This window comes from Nonomuraea sp. NPDC049028 (genome assembly GCF_043197735.1).
Lineage (GTDB): Bacteria > Actinomycetota > Actinomycetes > Streptosporangiales > Streptosporangiaceae > Nonomuraea.
Map to the genome: position 1 here is coordinate 489,735 of NZ_JBICTR010000006.1, position 16,236 is coordinate 505,970.

11 protein-coding genes are annotated in these 16,236 nt (G+C 70.7%); 6 read left to right on the forward strand and 5 right to left on the reverse strand.

Annotated features, from left to right (window positions below; all coding sequences use genetic code 11):
* Positions 1-155: 155 nt before the first annotated feature.
* Positions 156-1,232, reverse strand: a complete 1,077-nt coding sequence (locus ACGFJ2_RS25635; protein WP_393472192.1) for an SGNH/GDSL hydrolase family protein — start codon at positions 1,230-1,232, stop codon at positions 156-158.
* Positions 1,233-1,762: 530 nt separating this feature from the next.
* On the opposite strand from ACGFJ2_RS25635, the gene dnaE reads away from it, so the two are divergent.
* Positions 1,763-5,281, forward strand: coding sequence for a DNA polymerase III subunit alpha (gene dnaE, locus ACGFJ2_RS25640; protein ID WP_393472195.1), 3,519 nt, complete (start codon positions 1,763-1,765; stop codon positions 5,279-5,281).
* An 83-nt stretch (positions 5,282-5,364) separates the two neighbouring features.
* Complete coding sequence (locus ACGFJ2_RS25645) at positions 5,365-6,732, forward strand: amidase (protein WP_393472198.1); 1,368 nt, start codon at positions 5,365-5,367, stop codon at positions 6,730-6,732.
* A gap of 102 nt (positions 6,733-6,834) precedes the next feature.
* Here ACGFJ2_RS25645 and ACGFJ2_RS25650 read toward each other — a convergent pair whose 3' ends face one another.
* A complete protein-coding gene (locus ACGFJ2_RS25650) occupies positions 6,835-7,344 on the reverse strand; it encodes a hypothetical protein (protein ID WP_357945454.1) in 510 nt (169 codons plus the stop codon).
* A gap of 63 nt (positions 7,345-7,407) precedes the next feature.
* On the opposite strand from ACGFJ2_RS25650, the gene murA reads away from it, so the two are divergent.
* Both murA and ACGFJ2_RS25660 read left to right on the forward strand, forming a co-directional pair.
* The gene (gene murA, locus ACGFJ2_RS25655) at positions 7,408-8,718 is read left to right on the forward strand and encodes a UDP-N-acetylglucosamine 1-carboxyvinyltransferase (protein ID WP_357945456.1); all 1,311 of its coding nucleotides are present in this window, start codon (positions 7,408-7,410) and stop codon (positions 8,716-8,718) included.
* 58 nt (positions 8,719-8,776) lie between these two features.
* The gene (locus ACGFJ2_RS25660) at positions 8,777-11,176 is read left to right on the forward strand and encodes a transglycosylase domain-containing protein (RefSeq protein ID WP_393472201.1); all 2,400 of its coding nucleotides are present in this window, start codon (positions 8,777-8,779) and stop codon (positions 11,174-11,176) included.
* Here ACGFJ2_RS25660 and ybaK read toward each other — a convergent pair.
* Both ybaK and ACGFJ2_RS25670 read right to left on the reverse strand, forming a co-directional pair.
* Positions 11,157-11,651 (reverse strand): Cys-tRNA(Pro) deacylase, encoded by a 495-nt coding sequence (gene ybaK / locus ACGFJ2_RS25665; RefSeq protein ID WP_358181048.1) that lies wholly within the window; start codon positions 11,649-11,651, stop codon positions 11,157-11,159. The two genes, ACGFJ2_RS25660 and ybaK, sit on opposite strands and share 20 nt — an antisense overlap.
* Before the next feature lie 20 nt (positions 11,652-11,671).
* Entirely contained in the window at positions 11,672-12,448 is a 777-nt protein-coding gene (locus ACGFJ2_RS25670; protein ID WP_357945463.1) for a helix-turn-helix transcriptional regulator, read from the reverse strand.
* Between the two features lie 54 nt (positions 12,449-12,502).
* Between ACGFJ2_RS25670 and ACGFJ2_RS25675 the strand changes: the two genes are divergently transcribed.
* A complete protein-coding gene (locus ACGFJ2_RS25675; RefSeq protein ID WP_393472206.1) occupies positions 12,503-13,654 on the forward strand; it encodes an MFS transporter in 1,152 nt (383 codons plus the stop codon).
* Between the two features lie 8 nt (positions 13,655-13,662).
* On the opposite strand, the gene ligD is transcribed toward ACGFJ2_RS25675, so the two are convergent.
* Entirely contained in the window at positions 13,663-14,652 is a 990-nt protein-coding gene (gene ligD, locus ACGFJ2_RS25680) for a non-homologous end-joining DNA ligase (protein WP_357945467.1), read from the reverse strand.
* A 251-nt stretch (positions 14,653-14,903) separates the two neighbouring features.
* Here ligD and hisD point away from each other — a divergent pair, with 251 nt between their 5' ends.
* Positions 14,904-16,226: a histidinol dehydrogenase gene (gene hisD / locus ACGFJ2_RS25685; protein WP_393472209.1), complete on the forward strand. Its 1,323-nt coding sequence runs from the start codon at positions 14,904-14,906 to the stop codon at positions 16,224-16,226.
* The last annotated feature ends 10 nt before the right edge of the window (positions 16,227-16,236 follow it).

Here is a 16,236-nt window from a genome sequence, read left to right on the forward strand (position 1 = left end):
CGTCCGAAGGGGCCCCGGGTGTTTCGTCACATGACCGCCTCGATCCCTGTGCCGATCCGTCGCGGCTGATGTCCCTTGAGGGATGCCCCCTGCGGGGGAGGGGAGAAGGCGGTCCGTTGTGGCTGGTGTCCTTTTGGGGGATTCCCTCTGCGAGGCTAGAAGCGGCCGTCGCCGGTGCTCGGGGTCGTGAGGTGGAAGTTGTTCATCGGGCGCCCCGGCCCGGCGGCGATCCGGGCGTTGATCAGCTCGGCGAACCGCCGGTAGCCCGCGCCCGTCGGATGGAAGCTGCGGCTGTTGACGACGAACTCGTCCAGGTTCAGCGCCAGCCCGTTCACGTACGGGTCAGGCCGTCCCACCTCGTGCCCGGCGAACGCGTCATAGGCGTCCACGTACTCGACGCTCCCCGTCCCCCCGAACGCCACGATCTCCCGGTCGAACTCCCCGGCCACCCGCGCCACGACGTCGTTCAGCTGCCGCGTCATGCCGTTGAGCCACCGCTGGTCCTCCACGGTCAGGTTGTCGACCCCGTCCGGGGGCGCGGCGGGGAACGGCCGGGGATAGCCGAGCACGATGATGCGCGCGTTCGGCGCCCGGCTCCTGAGCTCCCGCAGCACCTTCGTCATGCTGGGCCGCAGCCCCGCGATCCGCTTGGCCACCTCCGACTGCTGGTCGACGCACGCCGAGGACCAGGGCAGCTTGACGATGCAGCCGGTGAGCACGCTGGTGAACCCGGCGTCGTTGCCGCCGATGCTGAGCGTCACCAGACTGGCGGCCGCGCCCACGCGCTCGATCTGCGGCTGCTGGCCGTACTGGCCGGAGAAGAGCTGGCGCGTGGTGGCGCCGCTGCAGGCCCAGAAGGCGCTGCCGCCGCCGAACCGGTGGGCGCCCGCGACGAGCGGGACGTAGGAGCCCGGCGAGCGGTGGCACCGGTCGGCGCCGCTGTTGATCGGCCGCGCGGCGCGGTCGTACACACCCTCGCCGGAGGAGTAGGAGTCGCCGAGCGCCACGTACGTGCCGCTCTGCGCGGCCTGCACCGGAGACAGGCGGGTCAGGACCGGGAGCCGGCCGGGCGACGGCCCTCCGGCGGGGCAGCCCGCGCCGATGGTGGCGCAGGCGAGCGAGGTGTACAGACCCAGGGGAGCGCCCGCGAGAGCGAGCGTGGCGCCGAGCAGAGCGGCCGCGGCGATCTGGACGATCTTCCCATTCGTCCCGTTCAGCGCGGCCTCCCCCAAGTGGTGACAACTCCGCCAGGAAGCGTCTTCGGTTCCCTGTGTTTACCTCAGTAAAACGGACGTCGGCGTAGTCTCGTCGCACCCAGCCGATGCCGGGCAGTGATCCGGTGGAAGCCGAAGCCGCGTCCGTCCGGCAAGCCGGGCGGACCGTGGGTGAGAACCGCGTTGTCAGGGCCTGACTGCGCACTGCTGGAGGAAGTGCGCCTCTTGGGCCACCGCCCCGCCGGACGCTGTCCCGTTGATACGGACACCAACAGGGGCGGGGACCGAGCGCCAGTCAGGCACCCGGCTGTGACAGAGAATTACCCCACGATTACCATCCGTCGCAACCAAGCGAGTCGAAGAAATCCAACAACAGTTCTAACCGCCTCGCATGGCGAACGCCGGCAACAGTTCGTACCCTAATCGACCGGTGATCGCCGCGACCTGCCTTCACGGTGAGGACACCCGTTCTGTACGACTCCAGGACTGTCGGTGGCGGCTACTAAAGTCGGAGCGCACGCCACGATTCAGAGGGGAGGCGCCGCTCCATGTCGGCCAGCGACTCGTTCGTGCATCTGCATGTCCATACCGAATACTCGATGCTCGACGGGGCCGCGCGCCTGGAGCAGTTGGTCGGCCGGGCCGGCGACCTGGGGATGCCGGCGATCGCGATCACCGATCACGGCAACCTGCACGGCGCCTACGACTTCTACCGGCGGGCCACCGCGGCGGGCGTCAAGCCGGTGATCGGGACCGAGGCATACCTGGCGCCGGAGTCGCGCCACACCAAGCAGCCGGTGCTGTGGGGCGAGCCGCACCAGCGGCGCGACGACGTCTCCGCGGGTGGCCACTACACCCACCTGACGATCTGGGCGCGCGACAAGGTCGGCCTGCACAACCTGATGCGGCTGTCCTCGCGCGCCTACACCGAGGGTTTCGTCCGCAAATGGCCAAGGATGGACGCCGAGATCCTCGCCGAGCACGCCGATGGGCTGATGGCCACCACCGGCTGCCCGTCGGGCGAGGTCCAGACCAGGCTGCGGCTCGGCCAGTACGACGAGGCGCGCGCCGCCGCCGCGAAATATCAGGAGATCTTCGGCAGGGACAACTTCTTCCTGGAGATCATGGACCACGGCCTCGACATCGAGCGCCGGGTCCGCGACGGGCTGAGCGCGATCGGTCGCGACCTCGGCCTGCCGCCGCTGGTCACCAACGACTCGCACTACACCTACGCCTCCGACGCCGCCTCCCACGACGCCCTGCTGTGCGTCCAGACCGGCAGGCAGCTGTCCGATCCCGACCGGCTGCGCTTCGACGGCAGCGGCTATTACCTCAAGAGCGCCGCCGAGATGCGCGCGGTCGACTCCTCCGACCTGTGGGCCGAGGGCTGCCGCAACACGCTGCTGGTGGCCGAGAGGGTCGATCCGACCGGGTTCTTCGCGTTCAAGAATCTGCTGCCGGTCTACCCGGTCCCCGAGGGGATGACCGAGCGGGAGTTCTTCCGTAAGACGGTCTGGGAAGGCATGGACCGGCGCTGGCCGGAAGGCTTCGACGACGAGCATCGCCGTCGGGCCGCGTACGAGATGGGCGTCATCGAGCAGATGGGCTTCCCGAGCTACTTCCTCGTGGTCGCCGACTTCATCATGTGGGCCAAGGAGAACGGCATCCGGGTCGGTCCGGGGCGAGGGTCGGCGGCGGGCTCGCTGGTGGCCTACGCGATGGGCATCACCGACCTCGACCCGCTGCCGCACGGCCTGATCTTCGAGCGGTTCCTCAACCCCGACCGGGTCTCCATGCCCGACGTCGACATCGACTTCGACGAGCGGAGGCGGGCCGAGGTGATCCGTTACGTGACGGAGAAGTGGGGCGCCGACAAGGTCGCCATGATCGTCACGTTCGGCACCATCAAGGCCAAGGCCGCCATCAAGGACGCCGGCCGCGTGCTCGGCTTCCCCTACGCGCTCGGCGACCGGGTGTCCAAGGCGTTCCCGCCCGCGGTGATGGGCAAGGACATCCCGCTGGCGGGCATCTTCGACGAGGGTCACCCCCGCTTCGCCGAGGCGGGCGAGCTGCGCCGGCTCTACGCCGAAGAGGCCGACGTCAAGGCGGCGATGGACCTCGGCAGGGGCCTGGAGGGCCTGATCAGGCAGACCGGCGTGCACGCAGCGGGCGTGATCATGTCGGCCGAGGTGATCACCGACTACCTCCCGGTCATGCGCCGCGAGTCCGACGGCGCGATCATCACGCAGTTCGACTACCCGGCCTGCGAGGCGCTCGGCCTGCTGAAGATGGACTTCCTGGGCCTGCGCAACCTCACGATCATGGACGACTGTCTCAAGATGATCGAGGCGACGTCCGGTGAGCGGATCGACCCGCTGACGCTGCCGCTCGACGACCGCAAGACCTACGAGCTGCTCGGCCGGGGCGACACGCTGGGCGTGTTCCAGCTCGACGGCGGCGGCATGCGCTCGCTGCTGCGGCTGATGAAGCCCGACAGCTTCGACGACTGCTCCGCGCTCATCGCGCTCTACCGGCCCGGCCCGATGGGCGCCAACTCGCACACCAACTACGCGCTGCGCAAGACCGGCCAGCAGGAGATCGCGCCGATCCACGCCGAGTTCGAGGAGTCGCTGGCCGACATCCTCGACACGACCTACGGCCTGATCATCTATCAGGAGCAGGTCATGGCCATCGCGCAGCGGGTCGCCGGGTTCTCGCTCGGCAAGGCCGACCTGCTGCGGCGGGCGATGAGCAAGAAGAAGAAGTCCGAGCTGGCCGAGCAGTTCGCCTCCTTCGAGAGCGGCATGCGGGCCAACGGCTACTCCACTGCGGCGATCACGACGCTGTGGGACATCCTGCTGCCCTTCTCCGACTACGCCTTCAACAAGGCCCACTCCGCCGCTTACGGCCTCATCGCCTATTGGACCGCCTACCTCAAGGCCAACCACCCGGCCGCCTACATGGCCGCGCTGCTGTCGAGCGTCAAGGACGACAAGGACAAGTCAGCCCTCTACCTCCACGAGTGCCGCCGGATGGGCATCAAGGTGCTCCCGCCCGACGTCAACGACTCCGACTTCGACTTCACCCCGCGCGGCGCCGACATCCGCTTCGGCCTGTCGGCGATCCGCAACGTGGGCGGCAACGTCGTCGACGGCATCATCGCCGCGCGCAGGCAGAAAGGCCGCTTCACCGACTTCACGGACTTCCTGCGCAAGGTCCCGGCGCCCGTCTGCAACAAGCGCGTGATCGAGTCGCTGATCAAGGCCGGGGCCTTCGACTCGCTCGGCCATGAGCGCAAGGGGCTGGTCCTGGTGCACGAGCAGGCCGTCGAGGCGATCGTCGACATCAAGAAGCACGAGGCCATCGGTCAGGACTCCCTGTTCGGCGCCGTCGAGGACCAGACGTTCGAGGTGCGGATCCCGGTGGGGGAGTGGGACAAGCGCACGCTGTTGCAGTTCGAGCGGGAGATGCTCGGCCTGTACGTCTCCGACCACCCGCTGTTCGGCCTGGAGCACATCCTCGCCTCGGGGGCCGACTGCTCCATTGCCGCGCTTCAGGACGACAGCCGCGCCGACGGGCAGATCGTCACGGTCGGCGGCATTCTGAGCGGCCTGCAGCGCAAGCGCACCAAGAAGGGCGACACCTGGGTGCTCACCCAGCTCGAGGATCTCGAAGGCGCGATCGAGGTGCTGATCTTCCCGTCGGCCTACCAGCTGAGCTCGACGATCCTGGCCGAGGACGCGCTCGTCTTCGTCAAGGGGCGTCTCGACAAGCGGGAGGACGTGGCCAAGATCATCGCGATGGAGGTCACGGTGCCCGACTTATCGCGGGAGCCGCGCGGGCCGCTGCTGGTGAGCCTGCCGCTGACCCGCTGCACGCCGTCGGTGGTGGGGCGACTGAAGGAGATCCTGGCCGCGCATCCCGGCACGTCGGAGGTGCATCTGCGGGTGTACGACGGGTCCAGGGCGACGGTCATGCGGGTCGGCGACGGGTTCCGGGTGGCGCCGTCGGCGGCACTGATGGGCGACCTCAAACAGCTCCTCGGTCCCGCCTGCCTGGGCGCGTGAGCGACGACCGGAACGGTGACCGCCTGGGCGCGGGGTCGACGACCGGATCGTGACCGCCGGGGGGTGTGAGCGACAATCGGATCGTGACCGCACCGCACTACCTGACCGCGACCGAGATGGCCCACCTGGTCAGGACCCGCCAGGTGAGCGCCGTCGAGCTGCTCCAGGCCCACCTCGACCGCATCGAGCAGGTCAACCCCCAGGTCAACGCCATCGTGACGCTGGTCGCCGAGCAGGCGCTCGACGCGGCCAAGGCCGCCGACGCCGGTGAGGCGACCGGGCCGTTGCACGGGGTGCCGGTGGCGCACAAGGACCTCGTCGACACCAAGGGCATCCGCACCACCTACGGGTCGCCGATCTACGCCGATCATGTCCCCGACAAGGACGACGTGATCGTGGAGCGGCTCAGGTCGGCCGGGGCGATCCTCGTGGGCAAGACCAACACACCGGAGTTCGGCACCGGCTCCCACACGGTCAACGAGGTGTTCGGGGCCACCCGCAACCCCTACGACCTGTCCAGGTCCGCCGGGGGCAGCAGCGGCGGGGCGGCGGCGGCGCTGGCGTCCGGGATGGTGCCGCTCGCCGACGGTTCCGACATGGGCGGGTCGCTGCGCAATCCGGCCTCGTTCTGCAACGTGGTGGGGCTACGGCCGACGCCAGGCCGGGTGCCCGCCCTGTCGGACCAGGCCGCCTGGTACACGCTCTCCGTTCAGGGGCCGATGGCCAGGACGGTCGACGACCTGACCCTGATGATGTCGGTTATTTCGGGATTCGATGCTCGTTCTCCGTACTCGATCACCGAGGACTTCACCCCCGACGAGCGCGACGTCGCCGGGCTGCGCGTGGCCTGGAGTCCCGATCTGGGCGGGCTGCCGGTGGACCCCGAGACGGCGGCGGTCACCGCGACGGCGCCCGAGGTGTTCGAGCGACTGGGCGCGCGCGTCGAGCAGGTCGAGCTGGACCTGTCGGACGCCGACGACGCCTTTCGCATCTACCGGGCGTGGTACTACACGCTCGCCTTCGGTGAGCTCGACGGGCTGGGCGCCAACACCACCTGGAATGTCGAGCAGGGCCGCAAGCTCACCGGCGCCGACCTGGCCAGGGCCGAACGCCTGCGCAGCGGCCTCTACCACCGCATGGCGGCCTTCTTCGACACCTATGACGTGCTGATCGCCCCGGTCAGCCAGGTGCCGCCGTTCCCCGTCGAGCACCCCTACGTGAGCGAGATCAACGGGGTCAAGCTGCCCGACTACCTGGCGTGGATGCGCTCCGCGTACTGGATCAGCGTCCTGCACGCGCCCGCCGCGTCGGTCCCGGCCGGATTCACGCCGTCAGGGCTGCCGGTCGGCGTGCAGATCATCGGCCGGCCGTTCGCCGACGCCACGGTGCTGCGCGTGGCCCGCGGCTTCGAGCGGGCCACCGAGCACGGCCTGCGCCGCCCGCCCCTCTGACCAGCCCTTTCGACGGCCGGCCCTTCCGACGGCCGGCTCGTCCGAGGACCTGTCCGTCCGCCGACCTGGCCCCTCTGACCAGCGGCCCCTTGAGGGGCGCCGTCAGCCGATCCCGTACGGCTTGCGCAGCGGCGACTCGCGATACCCGTGCATGCCCTCCAGCAGCCCGAAGAAGCCCACCGCGACCAGCGGCCAGGACACGATCACGCCCGTGGCGGTCAGTGCCAGCGACCCGGGGACGACCTTCACCCCGGGCTCGGCCGCGGCCTCCACGGCCACCACGCCGAACGTGAACGTCGAACCCACCCAGAGCGTGAGGAACGCCGCCAGCACCCCGCCGACGCCGAGCCCCAGCAGCACGGCGAGCTGGTGCCGCCGGCCGAGGAACCACGCGAGCGCCCCGCAGGCCAGCCCGAGCCCGCCGGTGATCACCGCGTACCATCCGTCGGCGGCGATCAGCGCCTGCGTGGTGGGGTCCGCCAACACCGGCCCCTGCGCCGTGACCTGGTACGGCGCGCGGGGGGACAGGTGGGACCACAGCAGCCCGGCCAGCACTGCCAGAGCGGCGAGGATGAGGACAGTAACCGCAAATGCGCGAACATGCCTCGCCACGCCGCTCCCCCTCACATTTACGTCTTAATCAGCTCGATCGTATCTCCCGGCTAGGCTCGCTTCGTGATTGAAGACAAGGTCTGGCTGATCGAACCTTCCGGTCCCCTCAGGGGTGACGTCGAAGTACGCGGCTCCAAGAACGCGGTGTCCAAGCACATGGTCGCCGCCATGCTGGGCACCGGGGAGAGCACCATCCACAACGTCCCCGAGGTCGGCGAGGTCGGCATCACGGCGGCGATGCTCGACGCGCTGGGCATCAACGTGGAGATCACCCGGACGGAGATCCGCATCGGTCAGGGGCCGGAGATCAGGCCGCGGGTGCCCGACGCGTTCACCGGGCTCAACCGCATCCCGATCCTCATGCTGGGCCCGCTGCTGCACCTGGCGGGGGAGGCGTTCGTGCCACTGGTCGGCGGCGACCCCATCGGCCGGCGGCCGGTGAACTTCCACGTCGAGGCGCTGCGCGCGATGGGCGCCGAGGTCGAGGTGGGCGACACCGGGATCTTCGCCAAGGCCAAGCGGCTGAACGGAACCCGGCTGGAGCTGCCGTATCCGAGTGTCGGTGCGACCGAGACGATCCTCATGTCCGCGGTGCTGGCCGAGGGCAAGACCGTGGTGAAGAACGCGGCGATGGAGCCCGAGGTCGTGGAGCTGGCGCTGTTCCTGCAGCGGATGGGTGCCAGGATCGAGCTCTCGCCCGATCGCAGGATCGTCATCGAGGGCGTGGAGCGGCTGCACGGCGCCTCCATCTGGCTCGCGGGCGACCGCATCGAGGCGTTCTCCTATCTCGCGGCGGGCCTGATCACCGGCGGCGAGGTGCGGGTGCACGGCTGCCCGCAGGACCGGCTGGTCACCGCGATCACCACGCTGGCCAGGATGGGCGCCCAGTTCGACATCAACGACGAATACCTGTGCGCCACCGCGCCGCCCGAGGGGCTGCGCGCGGCGGCCGTGCAGACCGACACGCATCCCGGGTTCATGACCGACTGGCAGACGCCGCTCATGGTGCTGTTCACGCAGAGCCAGGGCATGTCGGTGCTGCACGAGACCGTCTTTGAGAACCGCCTGGTGTACGTTCCGGCGCTGCAGAAGATGGGCTGCGAGATCGAGGTGTTCGACCAGTGCCTGGGCGGCCCGGCCTGCCGCTACCACGACACGAACGCCAGGCACTCGGCCGTCGTACGGGGCGTGTCACAGCTCAAGGGCGCGGACGTGACGCTGCCCGACATCCGGGCCGGGTTCTCGGCCGTGCTGGCCGCCGCGGTGGCGGACGGGACCTCGACGCTGCGCGGCGTCAACCACATCGAGCGCGGCTATCACCAGCCGTTCGAGCAGTTCGCGTCACTTGGTCTGAATATCCGCAGACAACAGTAAAGACGCGCGAGGCCGGTGTTTGCCGATGGCTTCCCGGCCGCAGATCAACTGAGTGACTGTGCTCAGATCCGTCGGCGTGCTCGCCGTGGCCGGGGCGATCGGCGGGGTCCTGGCGGCGGCGCTGGCCGCCCCGGTCGTGACCGGGGCGGGCCTGTCCGCCAAGAACGTCGCCATGACGTTCGTCGACCTGCCGCCCGCCCCTCGTGAGGAGCCGCTGTCCCAGGTGACCCGCCTCCTCGACCGGAACGGCAAGCAGTTCGCCCAGTTCTACGAGGCCAACCGGACGACGGTCCGGCTCGATCAGGTGGCGCAGGTGATGCGCAAGGCGATCGTGGCCATCGAGGACGCCCGGTTCTACGAACACGGCGGTCTGGACGTCAAGGGCACGATCCGGGCACTGCTCACCAACACGCAGGCGGGCGGGATCAAGCAGGGCGGCTCGTCCCTCACCCAGCAACTGGTGAAGAACATCCTGGTGGAAGGCGCCCGAACTGACGCCGAGCGCGACCGGGCCCGCGCGCCCAACCTGGCCAGGAAGATCACCGAGCTGCGGTACGCGCTGGCGATGGAGGAGAAGTACCGCAAGGACGAGATTCTTGAGAAATATCTGAACATCGCGTACTTCGGCGCGGGCGCTCATGGCGTCGAGGCGGCGGCCAGGCGGTTCTTCTCGACCACGGCCGCCCGCCTCACCCTGGCCCAGGCGGCCACGCTCGCCGGGGCCGTGCGCGTGCCGTACTCGACCGACCCCTCGCTGGGTGACCGGCACCTTGACCGGCTGCGGCAGCGGCGCGACATCGTGCTGGACCGGATGGCCGGGGTGGGCGCGATCTCGCAGCAGGAGGCGGCCGCGGCCAAGCGGACCGGCCTCGGTCTCAAGCTCCATCCGGAGCCCGGCGGCTGTGCCCAGAGCAGCTACCCGTTCTATTGCTATTACGTTCAGCGGGAGCTCCTGACCAATCCCGCCTTCGGCAACACCGCCGCCAAACGGCAGGCCAGGATGAGCACGGGCGGGCTGGTGATCCGTACGAGCCTCGACCCGGTGGCCCAGCGGGCCGCCGAGCACGCCATCCGGCAGCGGGTGCACCCCGACGACACCCAGGTGGCCGCCGAGGCCATGGTCGAGCCGGGCACCGGGCGGATCATGGCGATGGCGGCGAGCAAGCGTTTCGGCCGCAACCCGGGCAACAAGAAGAACGGCGCCAGGACCACCTTCAACCTGCCGGCCGACATGACGCACGGCGGCGGGATGGGGTTCCAGGCCGGTTCCACGTTCAAGGTGTTCACGCTGGCCACGGCGCTGAAGCAGGGCTGGCGGTTCGGGGACGGGTTTCAGACCCCCGGCGAGCTGACGCCCGATCAGGGCTATCGCGACTGCCGGGGCCGGCGCGTCAACGACCCGAAGACGACCATCTACAACGCCTCCGGCGAGGGCGCCGGCGGCCCGCACAGCCTGGAGACCGGCACCTGGAAGTCGGTCAACATCTTCTACATGATGCTGGAGCGCAAGGTCGGCCTCTGCAACGTGGTCACGACCGCCAAGGCGCTGGGCATCTCCCGCGCCGACGGGACGCCGCTGCGCGAGGTGCCCACGTTCACGCTCGGGGCCAACGAGATGGACCCGGTGACGGTGGCGGCGGCGTTCGCGACGTTCGCGGCCAGGGGGAGGTACTGCCGGCCGCTGGCGATCGTGGAGATCACCGGCCGGGCCGGCGAACGCACCCAGGTGCCGCCCGCCTGCGAGGAGGCCCTCGACCGGCCGGTGGCCGACGCGGTCAACTGGGTGCTGAGCGGTGTTTTCACCGAGGGCACCATGCGCGGCCAGAGCATCGGCCGTCCCGCGGCGGGCAAGACGGGCACGAACAACGGCTACACCTCGGCGTGGTTCGCCGGTTACACCCCGGACCTGGCGGCGGCGGTCAGCGTCGGGGACATCAGGGGCGCTTACCGCTACCCCCTGCAGAACGTCCAGATCGGCGACGAGTACTACGGCTCCGTGCAGGGCGCCTCGCTACCGGGCCCGATCTGGGTCGACTCGATGCAGGAGGCGCTGAGCGACACCGCCCCGTCGGGCTTTCCCCGTCCCGACATGTCCCGCTTCGGCGGCGGTTTCACCCCGGGCCTGAAGGAGGCGCTGGCGGCGGAGGCGAAGGCCCGTCACGAGCACGAGCGGTTCGCCCGCGACAGGCGCCGGAAGATCACCCACCGCGGACGCTTCACGTTCATGGAGCGATGGAACCGCCGGGACTTCCGGGAGCCACGGCATCGCCGTGACGCCCTGGAAAGGCGTCCCGGTGCCGCCCTGGAACCTCGGCGTCCCGAGGGCGCCCGAGACCCCCGGCGTCCCGAGGACGTCATGGAACCTCGGCGTCCCGACGACGTCATGGAACCGCGGCGTCCCCGTGATCTCCTGGAGCCGCGTCATCGCCGCGACAGGATCAACCGGCACTTCCGATAGCGGCGGTGACGGCCCCCGTCAGCGAGATCAGGTTGGCGGGGGCGGTCTCGATCTGCAGCCCCCGCTTGCCGGCGGAGAAGTAGATCGTCCCGAACTCCAGCGCCGACGCGTCGACCACGGTCGGCAGCCTCTTGCGCTGGCCCAGCGGGCTGATGCCGCCGACCACGTAGCCCGTGACGCGTTCGACCTTCGCCGCGTCGGCCATGGCCGCCTTCTTGCCGCCGAGCGCCGCCGCCAGCGCCTTGAGGTCGAGCTTGCCCGAGACCGGCACGACCGCCACCGCGAGCGCGCCCTCCACCTCGGCCACCAGCGTCTTGAAGATCCGCTCGTGCGGCACGCCGAGCGCGTCGGCGGCCTCCTCGCCATAGGCCTGCGCGTTGGCGTCGTGCTCGTAGGGATGAAGGGTGAACTCGGCCTTGGCCTTCGTCAGCGCCACTGTGGCCGGAGTGCCCCCTTGGGCTTTCGCTCTGCTCACAGGACGCCAGTGTAGCGAATCTACATTGTAAAGGCGCGGCCCGGGGTGTACCCGAGAGCTTCCCGGAAGGCGACGATGAAAGCGCTGGCGGTGGCCCAGCCGCACCGGTGCGCGACCGTGGTGACCGCGATCCCGTCGGCCAGCAGCAGCAACGCGTGGTGCAGGCGCAGCTGCGTACGCCATTGCGGGAACGTCATCCCCAGCTCGCTCCTGCAGAGCCGGGCCAGCGTCCGGTCGCTGGTGCCGGCCAGCCGCCCGAACTGCGCGAGCGTGCGGTGGTCGGCCGGGTCGTCGTGCAGGAGTGCGCAGACGGCGGCCAGTCGGGGATCGCGGGCCGTGGGCAGGTGGAACGGCTGCTCGGGGGAGCGGCGGAGCTGGTCCAGCAGGACGGCCCGCAGCCGCTGCCGCTCAGCGCCGCCGTCGCTGGGGTCGGCGGTATAGGCGATTCGGCCGTCGCCGGGGTCCGCGGTGTAGGCGATGATCAGCTCGCGCAGCAGCGGGCCGACGGCGAGCACGGCGGGCCGGTCGAGGCGCAGCGGGTTGTCGGTGATGGGCAGGCCGACGAGCCGCAGGTCGGTGTCGCCGTGCGCGCGGTGCTCGTGGACGGTACCGGCCGGCACCCAGATCGCCCGGTTGGCCGGAGCCACCCAGGTGCCCGCGCTCGTCGTCACCGACAGGACGCCCCGGCAGGCGTAGGTGATCTGGTGGGTGTCGTGGCGGTGCGCGTCGATCCCGGTGCCGGGCGCGAGCGGCCGGATCCCGGTGGGTGCCTCCGGAAGATGGCGGATTTCCATCATGGGTTGGCATTTTATCGGAAGCGGGCCAGGTCATCCCGGGGCGACGATCAGAGGGTGAAGGCGAACAAGGTCGTGATGCTGGCCGTCGGCCATGCCGGTGTGGACGTGTACCAGGGGGCGGTGCCGGCGTTGGTGCCCTTCCTGGTGGCGCAGCGCGGCTACGGGTACGTCGCCGCGTCGGGCATCGTGCTCGCCGCGACGCTGCTGTCCTCGATCGTCCAGCCGGTCTTCGGCGCGCTCACCGACCGCCGGCGGATGCCGTGGCTGATCCCGGTCAGCATGCTCACAGCCGGGCTCGGGGTGGCGCTCAGCGGTGTCACCGACGTGTACGCCCTCACCTGGCTGGCGGTGGCGCTGTCGGGTCTCGGCGTGGCGGCCTACCATCCGGAGTCGGCCCGCCTGGCCAGGATCGCCAGCGAGGGCAGTCACGTGCGGATGAGCTGGTTCTCGCTGGGCGGCACGCTCGGCTTCGCCACCGCGCCGATCGTCGTCACGCCGCTGCTGTCGCTGTGGGGGCTCGGCGCCTCGCCGTTGCTGGTCATCCCCGCCGTGGTGGGCGCGCTGCTCACGCTCACCGTGATCCGCTCGCTCTCCCGCCACGGTGAGGCGGCTCGGGCGAGCGCCCGTTCCGCCGGGCGGGACGACTGGCCGTCGTTCGTCCGGCTCACCCTGGTGATCGTCTTCCGGTCGATCGCGTACGTGGGGTTGAGCGCGTTCGTCGCCCTGTACATGGGTGGGGGCGCGGCGGGGGCGGTGGCGTTGTTCGTGCTGTTCGCCGGGGGTGCGGTGGGGACGCTGCTCGGCGGCCGGCTGGCGGGGCGCTGGGGCCGGGTGCGCACCATGAGCCTGGCGTACGCGGCCGCCGTGCCCGCCATCGCCGGGGTGGTGCTGGCGCCGGGTCCTTTCGCGTACGTGTTCATCGCGGCCTCGTCGATCACCCTGTACGCGCCGTTCTCGCTGCATGTGACGCTGGGCCAGGACTTCCTGCCCAATCGTCTGGGCACGGCCAGCGGCGTCACGCTCGGCCTGGCGGTGAGCGCCGGTGGCCTGACCAGCCCGCTCGTCGGGGCGGTGGCGGAGGCGACCTCGCTCCGGGTCGCGCTCGCCGGTCTGATCGTCTTTCCGGCCCTGGCCTGGCTGCTGGCCCGTACGCTGAAGGACCCCGCTCCCGCCGTACGGGAGCCGCTGCCCGCTGCCGGCGCGTAGCGATCGGCTCAGCCGGCGGCCCAGTCGCCGGTGTCCAGGCGTATCTCGTCCGGTTCGCGGTCGGGCCGCAGGCCGCGCCACGAGGGGTGGCGCAGGCGGCCGTCGCCGGTCAGCTCGGCGTACCGGACCTCGCCCACCAGGCGCGGTTCGACCCAGTGCGCGTCGCGGGCGGGCTCGCGGGGGACCGGTGCGGCGAACGGTGACTCGGGCCGCTCCAATGGGGTGAGGCGCTCGTACAGGTCGTCCAGCATCGCCTGGGTGAAGCCGGTGCCCACGTGGCCGACGAACCGCAGCCGCCCGTCCCGGTCGTGCGCGCCGAGCAGCAGGGAGCCGATCGTGCCCGCGCGCCGGCCCGCGCCGGCCTTCCAGCCGCCGATGATCACCTCGACGGCCGTGAGGTTTTTGACCTTCGTCCACTCGGAACTGCGCCGGCCCGGCCGGTAGGGCGACGACAGGCGCTTGCACACCACGCCCTCCAGGCCGAGCCGGCGAGAGGACTCGAGCGCACCGTCCGCGTGGTCGTGGAACCACACCGGCACCTGCCAGCGGAAGCCGGGCGTCAGGACGTGCTCCAGGAGCTCACGGCGTTCGGTGTAGGGCCGGCCGATGGTGCTGCCGGAGCCGAGGTGCAGCAGGTCGAACGCCATGAACGTCACCGGTACCGCCCTGGCCAGCTCGGCGACCTTGGCCGGGTGGCGCTGGTGCATGCGGGGTTGCAGCGCGCCGAAGCTGGGCCGTCCCGCGTCGTCGAAGGCCACGATCTCCCCGTCGACGACCGCCGGCCGCCCGCCGGTGGCGCCCGCCATCAGCTGCAGCTCGGGGTAGGCCGCGGTGACGTCCTTGCCGTTGCGCGACAGCAGGCGGACGCCGCCGTCCTCCAGGTAGACGAGGGCGCGTACGCCGTCCCATTTCATCTCGACGGCCCACTTGTCCCCGCGTACCGACGGCAGGGAGCCGAGCTGAGCCAGCATCGGCGCATAGACGGGCAGCCGCGCCATGACCCCTGGCATACCCCTGCGGCAAGATCGGCACCTGGGGGCGGGGGTCTGCAGATGGTCAAGCCGGGAGACGGCTGTCCGGGCCTTATGCCGCTGGCGTACTAGATTCGTAATATCAGGACAAATGCACCTAAAGCCGAGCATGGTGTGGCGCTCGGGAACTCCCAGAGTGGGGCATTCGGGACGACCCGCCCCCGTCCCGGATGCTGGACAGAACCGGATTCAGGGAGGGGACTCCGTAAACTGGGTGGGTGATTTCCCGTATTGACATGCGCGGTTCCCTCCCGGCGAACCTGCGCGACGTGCTGCCCCGCGCCGAGCTCGACGTCGAGGCCGCCCTGGAAAAGGTGCGGCCCATCTGCGACGAGGTCCGCCATCGCGGGGCGGCAGCCGTACGGGAGCTGACCGCCAAATTCGACGGTGTCGAGATCCAGCAGGCCCGAGTTCCCCAGGAGACGATCCAGGCGGCGCTGCGGGAGCTGCGGCCCGAGGTCGTGGCCGCGCTGGAGGAGGCGATCCGGCGCACCAGGCTGGTCCACCGCGACCAGCGCCGCGCCGACGTCACGACCCGCGTCGTGCCGGGCGGCACCGTGACCGAGCGGTGGGTGCCGGTCGACCGCGTGGGCCTCTACGTCCCCGGCGGGCGCGCCGTCTACCCGTCGAGCGTGGTCATGAACGTGGTCCCGGCCCAGGAGGCGGGCGTGGAGTCGCTCGCCGTGACGAGCCCGGCCCAGCGCGACCACGGCGGGCTGCCGCACCCCACGATCCTGGCGGCCTGCGCGCTGCTGGGCGTGGACGAGGTCTACGCCGTGGGCGGCGCCCAGGCGGTGGCGATGTTCGCCTACGGCACCGAGGAGTGCCCGGCCGCGAGCATGGTGACCGGGCCCGGCAACATCTGGGTGGCCGCCGCCAAGCGCCTGCTCAAGGGCCGCATCGGCATCGACTCCGAGGCGGGACCGACGGAGATCGCGATCCTGGCCGACGAGACGGCCGACCCGGTGCACGTGGCGTCCGACCTGATCAGCCAGGCCGAGCACGACGTGATCGCCGCGGCCGTGCTGGTCACCGACAGCGCCCGGCTGGCCGAGGCCGTGGAGAAGGAGCTGCCGGGCCAGGTCGGCGTCACCAAGCACGCCCAGCGCATCACCGAGGCGCTCGGCGGCCGGCAGTCCGGCATCGTGCTGGTCGACAGCATCGACGACGGCCTCAAGGTCGTCGACGCCTACGCCGCCGAGCACCTGGAGATCCAGACCGCCGACGCGGCGGCCGTCGCGGCGCGGGTCCGCAACGCGGGCGCGATCTTCGTGGGCCCCTACGCCCCGGTGTCCCTCGGCGACTACCTGGCCGGCTCCAACCACGTGCTGCCCACGGGCGGCTGCGCCTGCCACTCCAGCGGCCTGTCGGTGCAGTCGTTCCTGCGCGGCATCCACGTCGTCGACTACACACGCGAGGCGCTGGCCGAGGCGGCCGGGCACGTGACGGTGCTGGCCGACGCCGAGGACCTCCCGGCGCACGGCGCCGCCATCCGCGCCCGCTTCGACTGGCAGGTCCCATCGCGAAACGAGGCCCAGTGAATCCCCGCGT

Bases quoted from the DNA above. Each gene is read 5' to 3' on its own strand.
- dnaE (WP_393472195.1), top strand. From the start codon at position 1,763: ATGTCGGCCAGCGACTCGTTCGTGCATCTGCATGTCCATACCGAATAC.
- ACGFJ2_RS25670 (WP_357945463.1), bottom strand. From the start codon at position 12,448: ATGATGGAAATCCGCCATCTTCCGGAGGCACCCACCGGGATCCGGCCG.
- ligD (WP_357945467.1), bottom strand. From the start codon at position 14,652: ATGGCGCGGCTGCCCGTCTATGCGCCGATGCTGGCTCAGCTCGGCTCC.